This window comes from Halobacillus sp. H74 (assembly GCF_052246715.1).
Classification (GTDB): Bacteria; Bacillota; Bacilli; order Bacillales; family Halobacillaceae; genus Halobacillus; species Halobacillus litoralis_A.
Genome location: NZ_JBQQCI010000004.1, coordinates 33,746 through 57,055 on the forward strand (window position 1 = coordinate 33,746; position 23,310 = coordinate 57,055).

At 44.0% G+C, this 23,310-nt stretch carries 14 protein-coding genes; 7 read left to right on the forward strand and 7 right to left on the reverse strand.

Translation table 11 applies throughout. The annotated features are described in order from the left end of the window. Positions 1-300 precede the first annotated feature (300 nt). The 4 genes from ACTWPX_RS09545 (at position 301) to ACTWPX_RS09560 (ending at position 7,788) form a co-directional block, all read left to right on the forward strand. Positions 301-3,051, forward strand: coding sequence for an S-layer homology domain-containing protein (locus tag ACTWPX_RS09545; protein ID WP_443119549.1), 2,751 nt, complete (start codon positions 301-303; stop codon positions 3,049-3,051). A gap of 75 nt (positions 3,052-3,126) precedes the next feature. After that, complete coding sequence (locus ACTWPX_RS09550) at positions 3,127-3,879, forward strand: hypothetical protein (RefSeq protein ID WP_443119550.1); 753 nt, start codon at positions 3,127-3,129, stop codon at positions 3,877-3,879. A 200-nt stretch (positions 3,880-4,079) separates the two neighbouring features. Beyond that, positions 4,080-5,300: an S-layer homology domain-containing protein gene (locus ACTWPX_RS09555; RefSeq protein ID WP_443119551.1), complete on the forward strand. Its 1,221-nt coding sequence runs from the start codon at positions 4,080-4,082 to the stop codon at positions 5,298-5,300. 277 nt (positions 5,301-5,577) lie between these two features. Then, positions 5,578-7,788: a 5'-nucleotidase C-terminal domain-containing protein gene (locus ACTWPX_RS09560; protein ID WP_443119552.1), complete on the forward strand. Its 2,211-nt coding sequence runs from the start codon at positions 5,578-5,580 to the stop codon at positions 7,786-7,788. A gap of 30 nt (positions 7,789-7,818) precedes the next feature. Here the strand turns inward: ACTWPX_RS09560 and ACTWPX_RS09565 are convergent, their stop codons facing one another. Both ACTWPX_RS09565 and ACTWPX_RS09570 read right to left on the reverse strand, forming a co-directional pair. Beyond that, positions 7,819-8,916, reverse strand: coding sequence for an acyltransferase (locus tag ACTWPX_RS09565; RefSeq protein ID WP_443119553.1), 1,098 nt, complete (start codon positions 8,914-8,916; stop codon positions 7,819-7,821). A gap of 68 nt (positions 8,917-8,984) precedes the next feature. Further along, positions 8,985-10,439 carry an S-layer homology domain-containing protein gene (locus tag ACTWPX_RS09570; RefSeq protein ID WP_443119554.1) on the reverse strand — a complete coding sequence of 485 codons (1,455 nt, stop codon included), beginning with the start codon at positions 10,437-10,439 and terminating at the stop codon, positions 8,985-8,987. Positions 10,440-10,633: 194 nt separating this feature from the next. On the opposite strand from ACTWPX_RS09570, the gene ACTWPX_RS09575 reads away from it, so the two are divergent. Next, positions 10,634-10,852 carry a hypothetical protein gene (locus ACTWPX_RS09575; protein ID WP_128525703.1) on the forward strand — a complete coding sequence of 73 codons (219 nt, stop codon included), beginning with the start codon at positions 10,634-10,636 and terminating at the stop codon, positions 10,850-10,852. Between the two features lie 167 nt (positions 10,853-11,019). Here the strand turns inward: ACTWPX_RS09575 and ACTWPX_RS09580 are convergent, their stop codons facing one another. From ACTWPX_RS09580 to secA2, 3 genes are all read right to left on the reverse strand, one after another. After that, on the reverse strand, positions 11,020-11,172 hold the full coding sequence (locus ACTWPX_RS09580; protein ID WP_443119555.1) for a hypothetical protein: 153 nt from the start codon (positions 11,170-11,172) through the stop codon (positions 11,020-11,022). 398 nt (positions 11,173-11,570) lie between these two features. Next, positions 11,571-12,479, reverse strand: coding sequence for an accessory Sec system S-layer assembly protein (locus ACTWPX_RS09585; RefSeq protein WP_443119556.1), 909 nt, complete (start codon positions 12,477-12,479; stop codon positions 11,571-11,573). Further along, positions 12,472-14,859 carry an accessory Sec system translocase SecA2 gene (gene secA2 / locus ACTWPX_RS09590; RefSeq protein WP_443119557.1) on the reverse strand — a complete coding sequence of 796 codons (2,388 nt, stop codon included), beginning with the start codon at positions 14,857-14,859 and terminating at the stop codon, positions 12,472-12,474. Before secA2 ends, ACTWPX_RS09585 begins: the two co-directional genes overlap by 8 nt. Positions 14,860-15,082: 223 nt before the next feature. Here secA2 and ACTWPX_RS09595 point away from each other — a divergent pair, with 223 nt between their 5' ends. Then, on the forward strand, positions 15,083-19,414 hold the full coding sequence (locus ACTWPX_RS09595; protein WP_443119986.1) for a S8 family serine peptidase: 4,332 nt from the start codon (positions 15,083-15,085) through the stop codon (positions 19,412-19,414). Positions 19,415-19,532: 118 nt separating this feature from the next. Here the strand turns inward: ACTWPX_RS09595 and ACTWPX_RS09600 are convergent, their stop codons facing one another. Then, complete coding sequence (locus tag ACTWPX_RS09600) at positions 19,533-19,682, reverse strand: hypothetical protein (protein WP_443119558.1); 150 nt, start codon at positions 19,680-19,682, stop codon at positions 19,533-19,535. Between the two features lie 307 nt (positions 19,683-19,989). On the opposite strand from ACTWPX_RS09600, the gene ACTWPX_RS09605 reads away from it, so the two are divergent. Beyond that, complete coding sequence (locus ACTWPX_RS09605; protein ID WP_443119559.1) at positions 19,990-21,360, forward strand: N-acetylmuramoyl-L-alanine amidase; 1,371 nt, start codon at positions 19,990-19,992, stop codon at positions 21,358-21,360. Between the two features lie 615 nt (positions 21,361-21,975). On the opposite strand, the gene ACTWPX_RS09610 is transcribed toward ACTWPX_RS09605, so the two are convergent. Beyond that, complete coding sequence (locus ACTWPX_RS09610; RefSeq protein ID WP_443119560.1) at positions 21,976-22,962, reverse strand: S-layer homology domain-containing protein; 987 nt, start codon at positions 22,960-22,962, stop codon at positions 21,976-21,978. Positions 22,963-23,310: the final 348 nt, after the last annotated feature.

Here is a 23,310-nt window from a genome sequence, read left to right on the forward strand (position 1 = left end):
TATAACTAGTGGTTGAGAGAAATACCATGTCGATATTTCAGTGTTTTTTGAAAAATATGAGCGAAACTATTGAAATAAAATTGAAATCTTGTATCATTAACAAGTGAGGAATTTTAACCCACCAAAAACAAAATAAACCAATTTGTTGAACATATATGCTTATATGACACCTGAGAAACCTACATAAATATGGTGGTCTGGGTTTAATGACTTAGCGAAATCTACTAATCTTCCTCATCCTTCTAAAAAAGAGGTTGAATAGGATTAGTTGAAAATATCTTTTAGGAGGAAACAAATTTTATGTCTTACCAACCTAAATCAAATCGTAAATTCTACGCAACAGCCCTTACTACAGCGGTGGTAGCTTCTGCAGTAGCACCAGTTGCAGTATCCGCAGATCACGTCTTCAGTGACGTTGAAGATGGGAAATATTATTCTGATGCTGTTCAGTATCTTGCTGACAATGCAGTCCTACAGGGACCTGGGGACGGCACATTCAATCCAGACGGAAACATCATCCGTGCTTCAGCAGCTGAAGTACTAATGAAAGCACAGGGTCTTACTCCTGGAGGAACTGAAGATTTCTCTGATGTAGATGAAGATGACTGGTTCTACAATGCAGTCCGCGCTACTTCTCCTGCAATCTTCGAAGGTAACGGCGATGGTATGTTCGTACCAGATCGTGAACTTACTCGTCAGGAAGCAGCAGCGATCATCGTTCGTACTTATGACTTGAGTGGCGGAGAAGATCACCCATTCTCTGATGTTGAAGAAGGCAGCTGGGCTGAAGATGATATCGCAATTGCTTACGAGAACGAAATCATCAAAGGTAATGGCGAAGGCGAATTCATGCCTGAAGATAAAGTTACTCGTAAAGACTTCGCGGTAATGGTTTACCGTGCGATGGGCGAGCCAACACCAGATATGACTGTAGAAAACACAACTGTCGTTGATGCTGATACTCTTGAAGTTACTTGGAGCAATGGTGAAACTACAGAAGTAAACCTTGAAGAAGCTCTAGTTAACGGTGAAAACGAAGTAACTTTCGAAGTTGATGGAGAAGAGTACACTGTAACTGTTAATTACGATGCAGTAACTCCAGCTGTTGAAGCGGCAGAAACAGCAATTGCTGAACTTCCAGAAGAATTGACTCTAGAAGACGCTGAAACAGTAGAAGCTGCTCGCGCACTTGTAGAAGCTGTTTATGAACTTGACGAAGATGCTGAAATCGAAGGTCTTGAAACTCTAGTAACAGCAGAAGAAACGATTGCAGCACTTGAAGCAGAAGCTGCAGCAGTAGCAGAAGCTACGGAAGCAGTTGAAACTGCTGAAGAAACTCTTCTAGAAGAAGATCTTGCTGACGCTCAAGAGCTTGTTGCTGAGCTTTCTGACTCTGACGATAAAGTTCTATTGAACGCTCGTCTTGTAAATGTACAAGAGCAATTGGATAGCATCATTGAAACAGTGAATACAGCAGAAGGTGAGCTAGAAACTTTCCGCGCTCTTGATGTGAAACCATTTGAAAATGTTAACGAAGATTACATCACTGATTATGTAACAGCCCTTGATGACTATGTAACAGCTAATGGTGAATTCGAAACAGCTGCTGATATCCAAGGTGTAATCGATGCTGTAAACAAAACTAACCTTGATGCAGAGCTTAAATCTGATGTAGACGCTGCTAATGATGCTGTCGATAGTGTAGAAGCAGTTGACTTTACTGCTGATAACTTCGATCAAGATGCCTTCGATGTGTTAGTAAACGAAGCTCAAGCTGCTATCGATGAGCTGCCTTCTGATTATAAAGTAGACGAAGACGATGATGCTCCATTAGCTGAAACTCTACAAAATGATTTGGATGAAGCTGTAGAGCTTGCTTCTAACTACCAGAACGTTGTTGAACCAGTAGTAGATGCTGGTAATCAGGTTGATCTATACAATGCTCTTGTAGAGAACTTTGACAATGTTGTTGAAGAGAACATCGGTGAATATAATTTCACAGATTTCACAACTGTTGAAGAAGTGCAGTATGAGATTAACTTTGTGAATGCTTCCGAAACAATTGATGCATTTGAAGTTGACGCTGACACTACACAAGAAGACATTGATGCTCTAGAAGCATTAGTACCTATGACTGGTGAAGAAGATGAAGATGGTAATTCAACAGCAACCCCTGAAGAACAAGCACTACTTGACGCGGTTGCGGTTTACCAACAATCATTCGAAGACCTTGCTAAAGCTACTGAAAATCTAACTAAAGCAGTAACAGCTGCTGAAGCTGCACTTGATGCTTATGTTGCAGCTGGTGGTGACGAAGAAGATACAGTTTATACTGATGTAGAAGCTGAACTTGAAGATGCTGAAAATGTAGACTTCGATAGCGAAACATCTCTAACCACAGCAACTGGTGAACTTACTACTGCAACTGGAGCGCTTGAAACTGCTACTGATAACATGGCATCTCTTAATGAAGCTGTAACAGCAGCTGAATCTGCTCAGGAAGCTTATCTAGCTGCAGGTGGCGATGAAGAGGATGGTCTTTATCAAGCTGTATCTGACGCACTTGATGCTGATCCACAAGTAGAAGCTGACATTGAATCAGCGACAACTGCTCTTAAAACTGAAACTGCAGAGCTTGAGCTTGTAAGTTCTATAAACGATGCTGAAACAGCTGAAGATCTTGCAACAGCACTTGTAAACCTTGAAAATGATAATTTCAACAACCTTACTAGCACACAGCGTCTAGAAGTTGCTGAGTGGTTCATGACTACTGTAGAAGATCAAGACCCAGCTTACTCTGACTCAACAGTAATTTCTACTGACCTTTCAGATGAAATTTCTAACGTTGACGGAGATGGTTACCTAGACCTACTTGCTGATGTTAACGGAGCAACTTCTATTACTACTACAGATGAAGCCTTAGAAGCTCTTAACATTGAAGAGTACGAAGCACTTTCTGCTGCTGAGCAACTTGATGCAGCTGAAAACGTATGGAACAACCAACCTGAAGATGGATACACTTCCATTTCTTCAATCGTTGCAAACTTCTAATCTAGACTTTATATTTAAGAAGCCAACCTTAATTGGTTGGCTTCTTTACTTACATACAATGGAGGAGCTGATCGGATGACTGCCAATACAACGAAGACTGGAACCATAGCTTCAGTCCATACTCAACCCATCGATCGAAATTTAAAAAACATAACTGTTACATCTACCCCATACTCCAATCCACAGAGTCTGTATTCATCTATGGTTGAAAGCTATAAAACGCTCTACAATCAAGAAAACATCACCACTGAAGAATTGAATGAATTCCGTTCAATGGTGGAACGTCTAGCCGCGGATTCAGATAAGTATGCAGAAGGCCAATTCAAACTGCGTAAGCTGAAGAAAAAAGTAAAAGCGAATCAAAATCAAAAGGTAGATCAGAAGCCGGAGACGCTCCAGGATTTTTTGATCAATCAAAAGATCGAGAGTTTCATCAATATCGGCTCATTTGGTCGCAAATGGGTAGTGGAGCGGCTTGTCGAGGAAGAGATCAAGTCAGCGCCTGAACATGAAATCGAAAGCCAGTTGAATGAGAAAATCCTGTTATTGAAAGAGCATCTCTTTTTAATGAAGGAACACGACAAAGCGGAAGGTTTTATGGGGCGGCTTTCAGAATTGGATATTACATTCGAGAGTGACCTGTTAGCTGGTAAAGTGGCGGAAAAGTTACTCCTCAAGGATCTTTCTGATGTAAATACCTTATCAGATCTTCATCGGATCATTGATGCTGTCAGGAATGAGGTTGAAGAGACGGGGATCGTTGACAGCACATTTGAAGAAAGGACGTTTGAACAGTTTCATCAGCAAGCGGACGATATAGAAAAATAATGAGACAGATAGCAGATCAGTTAATGGTGCAAAAAATGTAAGTCCACCTTATATCCTGAACTGTTTTTTGTGAATATATAACTAAGTCTATTTATTCAGTTCACTCTAATACTCTACGAATATATGAATAGTATGGCATCTTTTCCTTAATTTGTAGTACAATGGAATTGGTAAAAAATTGTAAGGAGGAATGTGTACGTATGAAGAAACTTTTGACTTTGGCATTATCACTGTCGTTTATTTTCTCACTTTCCATTACAAGTGTAAGCGCTGCAGACTCTTTCCCGGACCTGGATAAAGCAAGCTGGGCAAAGGATGAAATAACTTATTTGAATGAAGAAGGAATTGTTAACGGATTGCCGGATGGTACGTTCGGTCCGATGAAAAATGTGACACGCGCACAGGTGGCTATCATGATAGTCCGTGACATGTATCCAAACCAGACCCATGAAGGGGACGTACCCTTCGACGATGTATCTGAAGGTGCGTATTATTATGATGAAGTATCTGTCGCCTATGAACAAGGCATCCTCAAAGGTGACGGTGAAAACATGAGACCTGAAGATCCAATCAGCCGTGCAGAAGCAGTGGTTATGGTTGATCGGGCCTATGACATTGAAAGAGATGGAGAGGTCGATGGTTTCCCTGACTCTGATGATATTCCTTGGGCAACTGAAAGCATCCTTGATTTGACTTCCCAGCATATTATCAATGGTAAACCTGATGGAACGTTCGCTCCTTTTGAAGATATTACGCGTGCGTCATTCGCAAAAGTACTGGCTGCAACGATTGAGCCTTCCTTCCGATCTGATCAATTGAGTGAGAATGAAATCGCTCAAAAAACGGAAGCTTTGCAGGAGAAAGTTTTCAATACTTTATACGGTGATTTGAAGGAACACGGTGCGGACAGTGAAGACCGTGATTATCAAAGAATTGAAGATGAAATGGCTGAGTATGTAACAAGTGACTTCAACGAAGAAGTCGAAGGAACTTATTATGAAGCATGCTTAAGCTGTGATACTTTGTACTATGACAATAACTTCGCATGGGATATTCTTATGGATGTAACTGAGAATAACAGCAATAAGGTCGTCGTTGAAACGGCACAGCTCCAAGCTTTCACATACCTGGGTTCATTTGAAACGGTTACTCTGATCAAAGAGGACGGCAAATGGAAGCTGGATGGAATTGACGGTGAAGTCTTTGACGCTGATCGTCACCTGGATCTGACTGTAGAACAGGCAGAGCAGAGAATTTATGATCAGTTTGATGTGAACGAGGTCACTTTCGTGCGCACGTACGAAAAAGAAGTACAGGACATGGATGGAGAATCTTACAATACCGATATCCACGTGTTCAAGAATGAAGACGACGGTGCGGTATTTGAAGTGGACGCATCCACTGGTGGTACTGACGTCTAAAAAAATACCCTTTAACTAAAGGTGGGATCCGTGAATGCGGATCCCACTTTTTTTATGTGTGAAATCTATCATTTTACCTATCTTTTGGGAGCGCTTTAAGTAAACTCCTTGTAAAATTATGAGAAACATGTAGGAATTAAATGAAAATTCTTGTAATATAAGAGTTACAGGTTCATAGTTTCTGAGCGATCTGAGGGGCGATCCACATACATAGGTTTTCTCTCCGTATGAAGGGACGTTGAGCTTTTTCTAAACTATTCAAGGAGGAATCATCACAATGAAGAACTTGAAAAAACATAAGGGTAAACTGTATTTATCATCTGCGAGTGCCGCACTATTGGCAGCTGCTGTAACACCTGTTGTAAGCGTTTCCGCAGACCACATCTTCCCGGACGTATCGGATGATCACATGTACCATGACGTCATCAATGACTTACATGAGGCTGGAGTAGTCAATGGGTATGATGATGGAACGTTCAGTTCCGCAGACCCGGTCACAAGGGCCCAGGCTGCGATGATGATGGCGAGCATGCTTGATTTAGATACAAGTGAGACAGAATCCTCCTTCTCTGATGTCCATGAAGGTGCCTGGTATGCAGGGGCGGTTAATGCTTTGCATGAAGCCGGGTACATCGATGGTGTCGGCAAAGGCATGTTCGCTCCTAAGAAAGAGATGTCCCGTGCGGAGTTTGCTGAATTGATCGTAGATGCTTATGATATGGAAAGAAAAGAAATCGAACATCCTTTTGAAGATTTGGAAAAAGGCTCCTGGTATGAGTCAGCTGTTGAAACGCTTTACGCGAATGGACTGATTTCCGGTCTTTCTGAAACGGAATTCGGACCAGACCATAAGATCAAGCGTGGAGATTTCGCGTGGTTACTGGCAACGACGGATTACAAATTCGGGGACAAGCTTCCTAAGCCGGAAGAAGAAAACTTCGAGCTTTCCATCATGCACACGAACGATACCCATGGCCACCTCGACGATATCGCCAAACGTGTGACAGCTGTAGAAGAAGTAAGGGAAGAGAAACCTGAAGCTCTTCTTCTTGATGCTGGTGATGTCTTCTCAGGTACACTGTATTTCAACGAGTTCAAAGGACAAGCAGATTTGGAATTCATGAACATGATGGATTACGATATGATGACCTTCGGAAACCATGAGTTCGATCTCGGTTCAAGCCCTGAAGGACATCAGGCACTGGCTGATTTCGTAACAAAAGCAGAGTTTCCATTCGTGAGTTCAAATGTGAATTTCAAAGATGATGAGAATATGGACGGCTTATATAAGAAGTATGTAAGTAAACTTCCTTCTGATGGGATGGCTTACAACAGCATCATCAAAAAAGTGGATGGAGAAGAAGTCGGTTTCTTCGGATTGACGACAGAAGAAACAGCAGATATTTCAAGTCCTGAAGCAATCACCTTTGACGAGTATATTGAATCAGCTGAAGATCGTGTGGAAGCATTGGAACAGTTAGGAGTCGACAAAATCGTCGCCCTTACTCATATCGGCTATGATGATAATCCAGATTATGACAATGATAAGCTCCTCGCGGAAGTTGACGGGATTGACGTTATCGTCGGCGGCCACAGTCATACAGCGTTAGATGAACCTACAGAAGTGACGACAGATGAAAACGGCGATCCGAAAGACCCTACGGTTATTGTCCAGGCAGGGCAGTATGGTGGCGATTTAGGAACACTTGACGTCGAGTTTGACGAAGATGGTGTCGTTGTCGGCTATGCAGGTGAGTTGATTGACGTCTCTGACAAAGAAGCAGATCCGGAAGCGGCTGAGATCCTTGAAGGTTATTCTTCTCAAGTTGAAGAAGTCAGAAATGAAGAAAGTGGAGGGGTTGCTGCGGAAGCCTTCCCGAATCCACGTACAGGGGACGGCGGCACTGTCAGTGTCAGAAACAGTGAAACAGCTCTTGGTAACTTGATCTCAGATGGTATGCTGGATAAAGCGAAAGAATTCAATCCGGATACGATCGCTGCTTTCCAAAACTCCGGTGGGATCCGTACATCCATTGATGAAGGTCCAATTACGATCGGTGAAATTCTGACAGTCATGCCTTTCGGTAATACGTTGGCAACGATGGAATTGACAGGAGCGGAAGTGAAAGAAGCATTGGAGCATAGTGTCAGCAATGCTCCAGAAGAAAGCGGCGGATTCTTGCAAGTATCCGGTCTGAACTTTACGTATGACAGCTCTCTTGATGCAGGTGAGCGTGTCCAGAGTGTTACCGTGAATAAAGACGGCGAATGGGTCACTCTCGCTGATGATGAGACATACGTGATCGCAACAAATGCCTTCACTGCTAAAGGTGGAGATGGATATGACGTCTTTGCGGATGCTTATGATGAAGGTCGTGTCACAGACCTTGGTCAATCCGACTGGGAAGTTTTCCGTGACTATGTAGCAGAACAGGGAACGGTCACACCTGTTACCGAAGAACGTATTGTCGATGAAGCAGGGGAATAAGGATAGAAAATGAAAAAAGCGAGGGCTCTGTTATAGAGCGCCTCGCTTTTTCCATACATTCGGACGTTCGGGCAGTTTTCCGAAGAAAAGCCCCGGCCATGGAAAGAAGCGATGGCAGGTCCAGATGATGATAAAGCAAAACAGAATCGTACCTGAAAATCTGAATAGGATGGTCAGGTGAAACCATCCCCCCGGATAAATCGGAATGAAGTTCCTCACCCCATTCAATACTACCGGATGCAATAAATAAAAACCGAAAGAATAAATCGCGATGTTGCGGATAGAGGCAATGAATGGTGGGAATTTTTTCGATATCCATTCACTGAGCTGGAATAGCAGGTAGCTGCCACTGATCAAATAAAGCATGTTGCCGATCAAGTAAATCCCTCTTGATAGCAGGTGAATATCGTAGGTGTAAATGTAATAGCTTGTATAGAGAAAGATGAATCCTGACACGACGGTTGCCGCTGTTAACCAAAGATTCCTGGTGAGGCTCAACTTCTCTTTCAGCGTTACATAATGCAGACCGATCCACCCGCCCAGGAAATAAGTACCAATATGACCGACGAACAGTTCTGGAGGAAGCAGTGAATAACGTTCACTGATAATATGGAAGCCCGCCTCGAGCACTAGTCCGATGAGCCAGAGATATTTCCGCACCAAGAAGGACTGCTGGATGACGTACAAAAGAAGCGGGAAAACCATGTACAATTGAACAATTTGAAAAATGAAGTGAAGCTGATAGTAGGATTTTCCCTGTACGATCCTTGAGAGAATCGCAATCCAATCAAAGTTCCTCGTTCCTGTCCAAATCGAATACCCCTCATAAAACAGCGCCCAGATAAGATAGGGTAACACGATGTACAGCGCTCTCTTCTTGTAATAGGTGATCAGCTCGGCGCGATCCATGGGCTGATCCTTGTATTTGTAGAAAAATACAAGGGCGGTCAGCATGATGAAAACCCCAGCTTCGACCCGGATCGACCAATTCACGAAATGGTAAAACTGATAGATCGAGCTCCCGTCAGGCAGTGCGCTGAGATAGGTGGCTGTGACATGGACGAGCACAACCATCATCATGGCCATCGTCCTTAATAAAAATATCGAGTCTATTCTTTGTTTCGACACCCTGGTTCCTCCTGGATCATGAACATGGAAAAAGCCCCAAAACGTTTGGGGCTTCTTCTATGTTTCTATTATTGGATGCGGTACTCGTCAGCGATGGAACGTGTCATGAAGACAGCGAATTGATCGCGCGTCACAATCTCAGAAGGGGCGAAAGTCGATGGACTTCCATACCCGTTGGTGATGCCCGCATGGTATAAGCGATTCACTTCTTCTGTATACCATGAATCAGGTACATCTGTAAATGGGTTCCCGGCATCTGTGGCTGGAAATTCATACAAGCGCTGAAGGACAACGGCCATCTCCGCACGTGTCAAGGTAGCACCAGGCTTGAATTTACCGTCACCCGTACCTTCAAATAAACCTTCATCTACGGCAGCCGCGATTTCTTCATAGTAGGTGTAATCTTGTGGCACATCACTGAAGCCAGGATCAGGACTGTCACCGAGTTCTGTATAATTCGCTCTTGTAATCAGCAATACGGCTTGCCAACGTGTCAAAGGATCTCCGATTCCGAATTTACCGCCGGGAATTCCGTTGATGATGTTGCGATTGTATAAATAATTGATTTCCTCACTTGCATAGTAACCATCACTCACATCACTGAATGAGAATTTTATATATCTGGATGTCATGAAGCCGGTTTTTCCTTCACTCGTCTCGACAGGATACCAGACAAAATGGTTTTTCCGTTCTCCATTATATTCATAGACGAATGGGCCGGTAATCTCGACTTTTTCGCCCTGTGCTATTTCTGTGATTTCCTGACTATCACTCGTCGGAAGCTCTCTCACTTTTGTATCGGTGACCGCTTCTGCCTGGTAGCCGTCTTCAAGAAGGTGTCTCGATTTATTCAAAGGCAGGTTGAATTCGTATTTCATCGTATTGAAGGTGATGTTATCACTGCTGCTGCGCTCGTAATCAAAATCATCTTTTTCAAAAGGCATTGGGACAGGATGGACGCTTCCGAACGTATTCATATTATTGAGCACCCGCTCCTGGTAGGCATCAGCGTTATAATTCCCATCACGGTCGATCGGACTGTTCACTGGTTTGATGCCATTGTAAGCCATCACAGCGAAATACCAATGTTCAATAACATCTCTTTCTCCGCCGTTGATTGTCGGCAGGTCGTTACGGTCGAACATCTCATTCAAGATTTGGACGCCTGCTTCAATGTTATAGGGCAGGTCATACTTCAGGCGTTTTTCATCCAACAATGGTTTATTGGTCACCTGCATAAGACCGATTCCGCCGTCATCAGAAACAATCGGTTCGCCTTCATCATTGAAGTGCTGCCAATCTCCACTTTCCTCTTCAGCAACAGCTTTGACGATTTCCGGCGGGATGTCGTATTTCAAAGCGGCTTCTGTTAATAAACAATTCGTGACTTGGAGGTCAGGGTTTTCTTCCGGTAATTTTTCAAGTCCACATTTTTCTGCAATTGTACTCTCCGCATTTACTTGCCCGGAAAAGAGAAAGAATACTCCTGTAAAGGCTAGTAAACTGGTAATGATTCGTTTCATATGTAAGTCCCCTCTCAATCTATAAACTCTCTAGTCCTAGAGTACCATATTATGGATGGATGCGGAACGAATATCCATGGAATACTAGCAAATAAATGGAAAACTAAGTATAATAGAAAAGGTGCATAAATGATCATGATGAATATTTCCGAGATTTGATTTACACCTTAGACTTTTGTAGGAGGATCCATTTAATGAAGAAACAGGTCAGTGTTCGATTGGACGAACGTTTGAACAATGAATTAGAACAGAGGGTTAAAGAGTTGGGAATCAGTAAGAGTGCCTTCCTGTCATTTTCTGCGCAATTCTTCCTTCATCAATTAAACCACGCAGAAAGCTCTTCCGCTTCCAAGCAGGTCAACATGTATGAAATGATAAAGACTAATCTTGAAAACCAATATAAGAATGACTGATAACAAGGTCAATTAAATAAAGCACGCCGATCCTCCTCAAGGATCAGCGTGCTTCTTTTTTGTGTTGGTCGATTTACCGTATGGAGTTTGGGAGGGGGAAACAGCTCGCTTTCCGAGGGCGTTATGAGTTTACTCGGACCTACGCCAAAGTCACTGAAAAGACCTTTTCAATCTAGAGAAGCTGTTAACGTTAGTTGTTGCTTCGCACGAATCGCTTGTCGGTGGGTGCTTGCCGCGGGCACGGCCTCAGCTAACTTGGTCAAGAAAAGCACTTGACCAAGTGGATCTTCGGCTCGCGCTGTTCCCGCAGGCGTCACCATCGAACGCTCATCGTGGAAACAACAGTGGTCTATCTAAAAAGAGTGATTTTCTTGTAAAACAGTTCTTCAGTAGCTTCGCATACGCCCTGTGTGGTCTCAACTGAATCGCTTCTCCTCCAGGGAGTCTCTCTATTTTCCTTGCCCCTACTTTACTTTTATTTAACAGCCCAGTAGTTTCGCAGGAAAGTATTTCTGATTTTTAAAGTGTGTTCCGTCATTCATACCCATGGTAAGGTGGTCGGGAAAATGACGAGACTCCTGTGGGAATAGAGTCCATGGTGAGGCCCCGCAAGGCATAGCCTGAGGAGACTCACCGGACTCCCACGGAAAGCGAGTTATTTTCCCGGCCACCTTTTACTTTTACACGGTGACGGAACAGCAAACTAAGCAAAAGGGGATTACTTTTGCAGTGGGTAGGCTTTCCATTTCGATAAATCCAATTCATCTTTCTTGATGGACTTAGGTGGGAAGATAAAGGTCCATGGCTTACTTGTGTTTGCTTTCACTTCTAAGTCTTTCAGCTTGAACCCTCCTTCTGCGGCGACTTCTCCAGAAGCATCTTCGACCCGTAGGGAGAGATGCTTCATGGCCAGGTCCCGGTCGCTTCCATTACGAAGCAGCAGTGTTACGTGGAGGTCGCCGGTGTCGACTTGTTTGGCTTCCAGGCTGAGAAAATTCATTTCGCCCGGTTTGGGCGGCGTGATGGAATCGACAAAACGGTCGAGCTTCTCGACTTCCTCACTTTCCAATGTCTCGCTCCAGCTTTCTTCCAAATCAAGCTTATGCTTGGCTGGTTTCTTCTTCAATTCGATTGCGAGGCGCCAGCCGTGGACAGGGATCTCGCCTTCCTTGTTGATGATACTTGAAGGGGGGAACAGGAATGACCATGGTCGGCTTGATCTCCCCGGGATGGTCCCGACGGCATTCAGATCAAAGGTTTTTCGGGCCACCGTTTCGCCTTGCTTATCGAGGACGAGGATCGCAGCGGGCTTCAGCTGGATGCCTTTAGCCAGTGAATTCCGGACGAACGATTCGACGACGAGCCCGCCATCTTTCGGTTTGATTTCAACCCCGTGCACACTTACCTGGTTTGGCCGGAGAGGGGGGAGGTCATTGTTCAGGAAGCGGTACACATAGACCTCTTCTTCAGGCAACTGCCATTCAGGATGAATCGAAAGATCTGTGAAGACTTCTTCGTCCTTATTGTCAGAAAGGCGTTTTTTATCGACGAGTTCTCCGGCATCGATACCACTTTCATCATATTGGACGTGATCCTCAGTTTCTTTTTTCTTCAGAAAATTAAACATCAGCTTTCCCCTCCTTTGCGCTCTTCTTGTTGGCTGCGTGCAGCATTCCGGCCATCAGAACGACAAGCTCTTTTCTGATTTCATAGAAATTATGCTGGAAGATGTCGAAACCATCTTTTTGGTAAAGACGCAGCGGATCTTCTTGCTGGTACTGGCGGATACCGATTCCTTCTTTAAGACGGTTCATCATCTCAAGGTGACGGACCCACAGTTTATCGAGAATGATGACAGCTCCCTGCTTCCAGCGGCTTTGAAGAGCTGTTGAAGCTTCGGTTTCATTCAGATGTTTATGATAACGCTCTAAAACCGGATGGAGGTCTGCTTTTAAATCTTCTACATTTTCATAGGTTTGTTCAGATATATCGATATCTGTCATGAACGGAATGCCGCGATGTAATTCAGCCTGTAAATGTTCAAGCGGCCAGTCTTCCGGGACCACGGTGTCCGGACAGAATTTGTCAATGGTATGGTGGACGTAATCTTCCACCATTGGCGCAAGCAGTTTGATGATATCTTCATCTACTAAAATTCGATCGCGAAGGTCATAAATCACTTTGCGCTGATCATTGATGACGTCATCGAGCTTCAATGTATATTCTCTGATGTTATAATTGCTGCCTTCACTGATTTTCTGAACGGTATCAATGAATTTATGAAGATCCTTGTTCATCGCTTTGCCATTGGCATTGGTTTTCAGTGTCTTCATTTTACGATCACGTTCGACTTGGGCGAAGCGTTCGATCATGTCATCTTCAAGGGAAATGATGAACTGCGAAGAGCCGGGATCGCCTTGACGCCCCGATCTTCCTTTCAACTGGTTATCGATCCGGCGGGATTCATGACGTTCTGTTCCGATGACGTGCAGTCCGCCAAGCTCGGTCACTCCCTCACCAAGAACGATGTCAGTCCCACGGCCGGCCATGTTCGTGGCAATGGTAATCGTACCTTGCTGACCGGCAAGGGAGATCAATCGGACTTCCTGTTCGACGCTTTTTGCGTTCAACAACTCGTAGTCAATGCCTGCTTCATCCAAATATCCGGCGACTTTGTCTGACTGGAGAATGGAAGTCGTCCCGATCAAAATCGGCTGGCCGGTTTGATGGATATCTCTCACTTCCCGGACGAGTTCTTGATATTTCTGCTCTTTTGTCAGGAAAATTTTATCTGTTCGATCCTCGCGTAACACGGGTTTATTCGTCGGTACTTGAATGACATCCATTCCGTACACCGTCTGGAATTCTTTCTCTTCTGTTTTGGCAGTCCCTGTCATCCCTGAGAGTGTTGGGTACATGCGGAAGTAGTTTTGAATCGTGATGGATGCCTGTGGTTTGTTTTCTTCACTGATTTCCAAACCTTCTTTCGCTTCCAGCGCTTGATGCAGACCGTCCGACATCGTCCGGCCTTCCATTAAGCGTCCTGTGAACATATCGACAAGCTTCAATTCGTTATCCTCGATGATATAATCGACATCGCGCTCAAACATGACGCGAGCCCGGAGTGCCTGGACCATGTAATGATTGAGGGTCTGGTGCTCGATATCGAATAAATTGTCGATGCCGAAAGCGCGCTCGATTTTTGTCATGCCTTCTTCCGTCAAGGTGACACTTTTCGTTTCCGGGTCAAATTGGAAGTCAACCTCTGCTTTAAATGAACGAGCGAGTTTTGCACCGACTTTATGTAGATTAGCGCTTGACTCCATTTTTCCCGCGATGATGAGCGGCGTTTTCGCTTCATCGATCAGGACGCTGTCGATTTCATCAATGATCGCAAAATGGTAAGGGCGTTGAACCTTCTCGTTGATATCTTTGACCATATGATCGCGCAGGAAATCGAAGCCGAATTCTGTCCCGATCCCGTAAGTGATATCAGCCTGGTAGGCATCCTTCTTTTCTGCTTGGGAGATTTGCGGAACATTCAAGCCGACCTTCAGTCCGAGGAATTCGTGGACAGGACCCATTGTTTCAAAGTCGCGCCGTGCCAAGTATTCGTTGACAGTAATGACATGGACACCTTTTCCTTCGAGTGCCTTCAAATAGCTGGGAAGGGTGGCGACGAGGGTTTTTCCTTCTCCTGTCGCCATTTCCGATATGTCGCCATCTGTCAAAACCAGGCCGCCGATCAGCTGTACATCGAAGTGGCGCAGACCCAGTACACGTCTGGCAGCTTCTCTAACGACGGCAAACGCTTCCTCTCTGATTTCGTCAATCGTTGTTCCATTATGTAGAGCGGTGCGGAATTCTGTGGTCTTCGTTTTTAATTGCTCGTCAGTCAATGCTTTCATGTCCTCTTCATGGTTGTTGATCGACTGGATAGATTGGTAATATTTCTTCAGTTGGCGGTCGCTCTTGGCTGGTAAAATCTTTTTCATCGATTCGATCATCTATTAGACGCTCCTTGAAATAGTAGTCATTATCTTACAGTCTACCATGTTAGAAGTCCTCTTTTCTACAATGCTCCCATCTAATATACTTCGATTCTCTAAATATATTGTCGAATCGATTGATTTGTGTGAATAATTTGAATATAATTAGGAATGTAAAATAAAGAAAGGAGTGTAATTTTCAGTAAAAAGATAAAATTTACGAGGAGGATGTCATTTGAACGTGAAAAAGAGTTTAGTATTGTTCTTCATCTTTCTTCTAGCATTTTCGAATTCCGCTTTCGCCGCATCGGGTCTCCCGAATAAGAGTTTAGGAGAATCGTCGCCGGCTAAGAAAGTGACAGAAAATGTCCTGAAGGCTGATGGAGAAGATGAGAAGTATGATGCGAATGAAGAGGTCCGTATCATCGTCGAATTGGAAGATGAGCCAACGATTTATTCTGCACAGAGTTTAGGTAAGAGCTTTAGTGAACTATCAGATTCCAACAAGGATAAGTTGAGAAAAGCAGCTTTGGATGCCCAGGATCAAGTGAAATCATCCATTCAAAGCCAATCCATTCCGATGGATTACAAACAAAGCTTTACAACCGTCGTCAATGGATTCAGTGGCACAGTTTCCTACAAATCCGTTGATGTGATAGAAAGCTTACCGAACGTTGGCAAAGTACATATCACAAACGAATACGAGCGTCCGACGGAACAGCCGGAGATGCTTTATAGTAAAGAGCTTGTCAATGCACAGAAAACTTGGCAGGATTATGGCTATAAAGGGGAAGGCATGACGGTAGGTGTCATCGATACGGGAATCGACCCAGAACATAGAGATATGGTCTTGAGCGATGAAACAGATCCTGAGATCAGTAAAGATGATGTCGATGCGTTGAAGTCATCAGGAGAACTGAAAGGGAAATACTTTACGGAGAAAGTCCCTTATGGTTACAACTATGCGGATGAAAATGATACCGTATTGGACCTTGGGCCGGAAGCCAGCATGCACGGGATGCACGTATCTGGAACAGTCGGTGCCAATGGGGATGAAGAAAATGGCGGAATCAAAGGGGTAGCACCAGAAGCACAAATCCTCGGATTGAAAGTGTTCGGTAATGACCCTGAAATGCCATCAACCTATGGTGATATTTATGTGAAGGCGATTGACGATGCCATCCTTCTTGGAGCAGACGTCATCAATATGAGCCTTGGATCGACAGCTAGTTTCGTAGATTCTGAAGATCCTGAACAGAAGGCGATTGCAAGAGCTGTTGATAATGGAGTGATGATGGCCATCTCTGCAGGTAACTCTGCGAAATTCGGAGAAGGCTTCGGCAATCCATTAGCGTCCAACCCTGACATCGGTCTTGTCGGTGCTCCTGGACTATCTACAGATTCATTGCAAGTCGCTTCTTTCGAGAACGAATATTTGATGCTTGATGCTTTCAACACGAAGGTCGATGGAGAAGAAGGTCTCCCTGTACCTTTCTTATCGGCGAGTGAAGTGTCACCGAATTCATTGGACGAGGGTTACCATGAAGTAGTGTATGCCGGCTTAGGCAGAACGCCGGGTGATTCTGATGTAAACCCTGATGCCAATGACTTTGAAGGTGTGGATGTAGAAGGCAAAATCGCGTTGATCCAACGTGGGGAATCTACATTCGTAAGTAAAACATTGAACGCTCAGGAACGCGGGGCGAAAGGTGTCATCATTTTCAACAATGTAGCAGGCTATATCAGCATGGCCTCTAGTGGAGAAATTAACATTCCTCAACTTTCTACTTTGAAAGTCCAAGGGGAAGAGCTGCGTGATCAATTGCAAGCAGGAAAAACGGTTGAAATTTCCTTTACAGGGGAAGAAGTCAAATCGATCAACCCTGAATTCGGAAACCTATCATCCTTCACTTCCTGGGGTGTGACACCGAACCTTGATTTCAAACCGGAAATCACAGCGCCAGGTGGAAACATCCTATCGACTCTTCAAGACGATGAGTATGGCTTGATGAGTGGTACATCAATGGCTGCACCACACGTTGCGGGTGGTTCTGCACTTGTTATGCAACGCATTGAAGAGGATTTCGATCTTGCTGGTGAGGATCGTGTCGAAATGACGAAGAACATTTTGATGAACACGTCCGTACCACAGCTCGATACTGGATTATATAACGATTTCTACCAATCTGGTTTAGCTTTCTCACCAAGAAGGCAGGGTGCTGGATTGATGGACTTGCATGCAGCCATGAGTACACCGGTTGTAGCAACTGAGAAAGAAACCGGTCTTGGTAAAGTGGCACTGAAAGAAATGGATGGAAAAGAATCATTCACATTGACGGTAGATAACTTCAGTGATGAAAACACTGCCTATAATGTCAAAGGAACTGTCCAAACAGATTTAGTCGCTGATGGTCAGAACCAAGGGGAAACACAAGGAATCTACAAAGAAGGTACCATCAGTGAAGAGGAACCATATGCTGGTGAATTCCCGATTGAAATCACTTCAGCTAACGGAAGCCAAGTCAATGATGACTACCAGGTCATTGTCCCAGCTAACTCTTCTATTGAAATCGATGTTACCGTCGATTTAGAAGGTGGAATTGACTGGTTCGGAAATCAGCCACTTGATGAAATCTTTGAAAATGGCTATTTCGTAGAAGGCTTCATTACGCTGGAAGATCCGAATGATACGAACCCGGAAATCAACGTTCCATATGTCGGTTTTGATGGCGAATGGGATGAAGCTCCAATCGTTGATGACACGATTTATGAAGTCGATGGCGAATCCTTCTATGGACAAACAGGTTTGTTAACACCATTAGGAGCGGAACTTCATTATCTGGGGGTCGATCCATTACTTGGTGAAGAAGAAGTTCTGACTGGTTCAGAATTGAATGTCGGCTTCTCACCTAATGAAGATGGATTGGCAGACACGGTTTTACCTGTTGTCTCCTTCCTGAGAAACGCCAAAGAAGTCGAGTTCAACATTTTGAATGAAGATAAGGAAAAATTACGTACTCTCCGTACACAGGATGAAGTGAGAAAACACTATTATGACGGCGGAGCGTCCCCGAGCTACACGGTATTTGACCAGAGCTCCTGGGATGGAAAAGTGAAAGGTGAAGTCGTGGAAGATGGACTTTACTATTATGAAATCAAATCTGTCGTAGACTATCCAGACGCTGAATGGCAGTCGAAAGTGATTCCAGTCAGAGTCGACACGGAAACACCTTCTCTTGAGGTGGACTATGATGCTTCCAGCAAGGAATTGTCATGGCAGGCAGCTGACCAGGGTGCCGGAATTTCCCACTATGATGTCCTTGTCAATGGTGAGAGTGTCCTGGAACAACCGCTAGCGGCTGATGAAAAATCTTATACACTTGAAACAGAAGAAGTCGAAAGTGTTAAAGTCATTGCCCATGACTATGCGGGTAACGTGACGACAGACAGTGCGATGGAAAGTGAAGATGACACAATACCATCTGTCATCGCATTGACACCAGAAGCTCTTGAAGTTTATAACGATAAAAAAGTACAAGTCGTTGGTCATGTCACGGATGACTCAAAAGTCGAATCCCTAACAATCAATGGCGAAGATGTGAAATTGGCTTGGGATTCTAAGACCAAACGTTACAACTTCAATAAAGAAATCAGCTTTAAGACAGACGGATTTAAAGAGCTTGAGTTTGCAGCTGTCGATGACAGTGGCAATGACATCTCCTTCACTCGTCGTTTCATGATTGACTCTACAAGCGCTGAGCTGACTGTAGAAGGTCCTCATGTAACATCTGAAAGTGAAGTAGACTTAAATCTTCATGTGAAAGATAATTTTGATGCTTTACGTTTGAATGTCGATGGCAGTGAAGTATTTGCCAAAGAATTCAAAGAGCCATTTAAAATGAGAGCATTGGATAAAGAGTATCAGCACACAGTCCAACTGGAAGACGGCAAAAATACGTTTGAAGTAGAAGCTGTCGACTATGGCGGTAATGTCACAAAGCAAACGGTTACGATTTACCACTCCGATGAGGAACCAGTGGACTTCAACGATATTTCTGACGGCTACTGGGGTAAAGAAGCGATTCAGAAATTGAATGTAGCTGGAGTCATCAATGGTTATCCGAATGGTGATTTCGGAATCAACGATCCAATCAACCGTCGTCAAGCGGCGCAGATGATCGTCCGCGCATTCGATCTTGATACTTCAAACCCAGAGAATCCAGGATTGTCTGATGTGAATCCAGGAGACCGGGCGTATGAAGAAATCGCAGCCATTGCTAATGCCGGCATTATGGTAGGATCTGATAAAGGTGAATTCATGCCTGACAAGACCCTTACTCGTGCGGAAATGGCGAAGATCGTTGTAGAAGCTTATGACCTTGAGGGAAGTACTTCTGAACGATTCAAAGATGTGGCTGTTGATAGTTGGGCGGCGCCTTACATCAACACGCTTTCAGCTAACAAGATTACGACTGGTTACACAGACGGTACGTTCAAGCCGGGAAATGAAACGAGACGTTCTGAGTTTGCTATGTTCTTAGCAAGAGCGGAAGATGATCGTTTCAAGCAATAAGTGAATAAAGGGGTGGCCCATTCTACTGAATGGGCCACTTTTTTTGATTTGAAATTCCGATATCTAGATGGAGGTAGGGGTTCAATCTAGAGGAGCTGCTAAAGTTTGTTGTTGCTTCTCACGAATCGCTTTTTCGGTGGATGCTTGCCGCGGGCACGGCCTCAGCTAACTTGGTCAAGAAGAACACTTGACCAAGTGGATCTTCAGCTCGCGCTTTTCCCGCAGGAGTCACCACCGAACGCTCATCGTGGAAGCAACAGAGGTCCATCTTAAAAGTCTCCCTTTGCATTATGAGTGCATCGGAACCTTCATTCAAAATGGATTTCTGGTGACCATTCACTCATTGCCACATGGAGGGGAACGAAATCTCTCTCAGGTGTTTAAGGCTTATGTACTTCAGTATAGAGAAGGACGCTGGGAGGTGAGTTGTTCCCACCGTTGGAGGGGGATATTGTAGGGAATGTTGGAAAAATATCGAAATAAGTCTATTTATCCCCTTTTATAGCGGATGAAAAATAGTATAATAGATATGTATATACATAGGTTCGCAAAATAAAGGAGGAGTGTAGTCGAACATGTCAAAAAAATGGTTATATGGATTTTTTGGTATTTTACTTTTTGTAGTAGGGGTGCTTATTCCGCAGGGAAAGGCATTGGCGTTTCATGATGTCCCTAGTAAATATGAGACAGAAATCAGGTATTTAATTGACCGGGGAATTGTCAAAGGGGTACCAGGGGGCGACTTTGCACCGGACCAGATTGTAACACGGGAACAAGCGGCTACGATGGTCGGAAGAGCACTAGGTTTGGATGGAGATCGCAGGAATACTGTGTTTTATGGGGTAGACTCGGACTCCTATGCATCAGGATACATACAGTCAGCATATGAAAAAGGAATTATTACAGGCTACACAGATGGTACATTTCGTCCAAAGAAACAGATGACAAGAGGGGAAATGGCGTATCTGATCTCTAAAGCTTTCTCCCTCAGTGATCAAAGCCCTGTTCATTATGATGATCTGCAAAGCAGCGGCTCTCAATATGAAGCGATCAATAAAGTGACAACAGCTGGAATCTCCAATGGGTATAGTGATGGTACATATAAACCGACCCATTCGATTACAAGGACAGAGTTTTCTTTATTAGTAGCAAGAGGATTGAATGCTAATTTCAGAGTTTCGCAGCACAATAACCCTCTTGAGGAAAGAGTAGTGACGGCTGGTATCTTAAATGCGCGTTCTGGCCCGAGTACTTCTCATAGTATCATTGGCAAGCTTTCCAGAGGAACAACCATTGAAGTGTACAGTGAACAAGGCGATTGGTTGGAGTTCTCTTATGGTAATTTAGAAGGATATGTGCACAAAGACTATACGGCACCGAAAACTTCAGGATCCCACATCATTGCGATCGATGCAGGGCATGGAGATGGTGACGGCGGAGCGAATGCAAATGGAGTGTTAGAAAAAGAAGTCAATTTGAATGTTGCTAAGCGGGTTCAGGACTACCTGGAAAATAGCGGCATTAATGTTGTGATGACAAGATCGGATGATACATTTGTCGAATTAGAAGACCGTGTCACCTATGCTGTCAATCACAATGCAGATACGTTCGTAAGTATCCATTCGAATTCCTTCTCAAATCCTGACGTTTCCGGAGTGGAAACATTCTACTCTTCTTCCGCTTTGAGTGAAAGAGCTGCAGATAGTAAGCAGTTAGCGACATTCATCCAGAACCGCTTGGTTAAGGCGATGGATTCTAATGACCGCGGAGTGAAAGATGTCCCTTACAAGGTCATTGACGATACTCCTCTTCCATCTGCGCTGGTGGAAATGGGTTTTCTCACAAATGATTCAGATGCCTCTAAGCTAGGGTCAAGCTATTGGAGAGACCGGGCAGCAAAGGCGATTTATCAAGGAATTATCGACTATTACAATTGGAAAGGTTAATCACAGTGAAAAGCGGGCATTGGTTGCCCGCTTTTTTGTGTGAAAAATCATAGGGTATGCTAGCGTTCTTGTACCAATGCTCTATCTTCCTTCATGGACAAATGGAGAGAGGGGGAGGTCATGTGTTCATATTAGGAGAAGAACATGGATAAGAACGGCAGCTTGCTTCTATCAGCCATATATAGGTCATTCCCATAAGGAGATTGGTATAAACCTGAATTCTTTCATAGCTTTATCCCTATCCATGCTGCGGACTATTATAGATTTAGAGCCCCGAGTATAAATGCATGCATTGTTCCTGTTGCCAGTAAGCTATCGACACTGTGAAAGAAGAAAACAACAGTCCCTAATCGAGTAGTTATTCAACTCTCGAAAAAAATTATCTTTTTCTTGTAACCTATATAAAACTTGTTCGTCTAATTATATAGAAAGAAAAAGATAAGAAGATTCCCTTGATGATCTCTCTAGCTGTGTGAAAGTCTCTTTGTTAATCCATATAGAACAGCTATTTTAAAAAAACTTCCAATAATAGGGGGAGTATGTGTTTAAGTGTGGATCAAACCTGGGAATATATTAAAAAAGACCCTCCATGATAGGAGAGTCTTTAGTGGAAAACTATTTGATTGCGCGATATAGGAATACAGTGAACTCACTTCTGGTTGCTTCAGATGTCGGTTTGAAGCTGTTATCAGGATATCCAGTAGTGATGGATGATGCTGCCATGCTTTGGATTTGATCGTAAGCCCAGTGATTTTCATCTACATCTGTAAAGTTTCCAGCAGAACCGTTCAAATTGAATGTCTCATGGAAAAGAGCAGCGATTTCTTCACGCGTAATGTTCGCGTCTGGATTGAATTGTCCATTTTCATAACCTTTGATTATACCTTTTTCTGCAAGTGCATTGATATGTCCGGATGCCCAGTGAGAAGAAGGTACGTCAGAGAATTGCTTGTCGGAAGATGGTGAGATTCCCAGAGCTTCTGTAAGCATTTTGGCTACAGCGCCACGAGTGACGTTTTCTGTAGGCATAAATTGACCTTTGTAACCTTCAACGATTCCTTTGTTGCCCATGTAATCGATTTGATCTGCTGCCCAGTAACCAAGTTCAACGTCATTGAACTGATCCAGTGTTTCTGGCTGTGTTTCAGCAGCTTCTACAGGTTCGTCGTCGATTACACGGCGAGCTCCTGAGTAATTGCGTCCCCAGTAACCTGAAAGAGAAGCGACTGTAACATCATCAGAAGGATTCTCAGCAGAAATCATTTTGTTGTTTCCTATGTATATCCCTACGTGCCAAATCGGGCTGCCGAAGAAGACCAAGTCACCAGGTTTCAAATCAGAACGACTTACGTAATCACCGACTGTCGCTTGTTGACGAGAAGTCCTTGGTAAGCTGATGCCCGCTTTACTGAATACATACTGTGCATAACCAGAGCAATCGAATCCGCTTGGTGAGGTTCCGCCGTACGAATATGGTGCATATGAATATTTGTGTGCTAAATCTACTACTTGGTTCCGAGTCTTTTGATCTGCAAAAGAGCTGGGTGTAAATAGTAGAAAAACCGTGGCAAAAGCGACTAGTGACGTAAGTAATTTTCTCATTCTAGTAATACTCCCCTTGTGTGTTTTTATCTCTCCGTTTAATCCTTTTCAAGCTTAACACAACATCTTTCGTCACAATTTTACATTTGTGTAACAATTAAGTTTCATAGGTTTTACTGCCTGATAGAATGGGAACAAATCAACGTTTTTCATCCATAAAAAAGAGGCCTGCGACATAATATGCAGGCCTTTCGTTCGTAATCTAGTGAATAATGTTGTGCGACATAATGCCCCTGCTAGCTCCAGCGCCTAGCCCCTCGAGGTCTTGGCCCCACACGATGTGGGTCGTTCGGCATTGCAATAGGATGTTGCGAACTTAGCCGAACTTCATCTTTCCCTTTGCTGTGG